Below are 1,675 nucleotides of genomic sequence, written 5' to 3' on the forward strand. Positions count from 1 at the left end.
CGTCAGCTCCAGGCCATCGACCCCGGGCAGGCCGATGTCCACGATGGCCAGGTCGAAGCTCTCGCCTTCCAGTGCCTGCTCGGCGCGCTCGGCGCTGCCCACCCAGTCCACCGTGTAGCCGGCGTTGGTCAGCCCCAGCTTGATGCCGCTGGCGACCATCACGTCGTCTTCGACCAGCAGGAGTCTCATCGCCCCCCCCTTCCGCGCTTCGCGCGTTCCCCCCGAGGGGGACGCACCCTGGGACCGGCGAAGCCGCATCCTCGGGTGCCCTGGACCAGGCACTCTGCGCCGGAACGGGGCTTGAGAACGTTCATCTCAGTGGGATTTGATCATCGTGCCGAAGGGCTGGTCGCCCAGCACTTCGAGCAGCAGCGCGTGCGGCACCCGGCCGTCGATGATGTGCACCGCGTTCACGCCGCTCTTGGCCGCGTCCAGTGCGCCGGCGATCTTGGGGATCATGCCGCCGCTGATGGTGCCGTCTTCGCACAGCTCGTCGATGCGGCGCGGCGTCAGCTCGGTCATGAGCTGGCCCTCCTTGTCGAGCACGCCGCGGATGTTGGTCAGCATCAGCAGCTTCTCGGCCTGCAGAACAGTGGCCAGCTTGGCGGCCACCACGGCGGCGTTGATGTTGTAACTCTCGTTCTGGTCGCCGAAAGCGCTCGGGCTGACGACGGGGATGAACTGGTCGTCCTGCAGCGCCTTCACCACCGAGGGGTCGATGCTGACGATGTCACCCACCTGGCCGACGTCGTGTTCCTGTTCGGGGTTCTGCTGATCGGCCAGGCGCAGTTTCTGCGCGCGGATCATGGCGCCGTCACGGCCGGTCAGGCCGACGGCCTTGCCGCCAGCGGCGTTGATCAGGCCCACGATGTCCTGCTGCACCTCACCGCCCAGCACCCACTCGACCACTTCCATGGTCTCGGCGTCGGTCACGCGCATGCCCTGGATGAACTCGCCCTTCTTGCCCAGGCGTTGCAGCAGGGTCTCGATCTGCGGACCGCCGCCGTGCACCACCACCGGGTTGATGCCGACCAGCTTGAGCAGCACCACGTCTTCGGCGAAGTCCTGCTGCAAGGCCGGGTCGGTCATGGCGTTGCCGCCGTACTTGATGACCATGGTCTAGCCGTGGTACTTGCGGATGTAGGGCAGGGCCTGGGCCAGGATTTCGGCTTTTTCGCGGGGGGCGATGGCGGAGAGGTCGACGGGGGTGTGGGTCATGTCGGCGCTTTCTTGTGTTGGGGGGCGGAGGGATTCCGGGAATTTTAGGCTTCGCGGGTGGCTTGGCTGGCGCCTGTGGCGTGCCGGGTCTCGCCCCGGCGGGCGCCTCACTTTCTTTTGCTTCGCCAAAAGAAAGTGAGCAAAGAAAAGGCGAGCCGACGACCGGGGCCCTACGGGCTTCCTTGCGCTGCTCGGTTCGCCCGGGGGGCGCGCAAACTCGCTTCGCTCAAACATGCGCGCCCCTTGTCCGGGCGCCCCTGCGCTACTCAGCCCGGCCGGACGGCACAGGCGGGAGCGGGTACGGGCTTCCCTTCTCGCAACCGCGTTGGCCTGAGGGGAAGTCCGTACCCGGCTTGCGCCGTCATGCGCTGGCGAGTAGCGCAGGGCCGAGCGGAAACAGGGCTGCGCATGTCCGAAGGCCGCGCAGCGGACAAGTTTGCGCAGACCCCGCCCGGAC

The 1,675-nt window shown here is 67.4% G+C and carries 1 protein-coding gene and 1 pseudogene; both read right to left on the reverse strand.

Annotated features, from left to right (window positions below):
* Positions 1-189, reverse strand: a 189-nt coding sequence (locus ACR2JA_RS02470; RefSeq protein ID WP_434007549.1) for a response regulator, incomplete at its 3' end; no start/stop codon positions are given.
* 126 nt (positions 190-315) lie between these two features.
* Positions 316-1,218, reverse strand: a pseudogene (gene argB, locus ACR2JA_RS02475) (acetylglutamate kinase).
* Positions 1,219-1,675: the final 457 nt, after the last annotated feature.

The organism is Hydrogenophaga sp., from assembly GCF_051007235.1.
In the GTDB taxonomy this organism is placed as follows: domain Bacteria; phylum Pseudomonadota; class Gammaproteobacteria; order Burkholderiales; family Burkholderiaceae_C; genus Hydrogenophaga.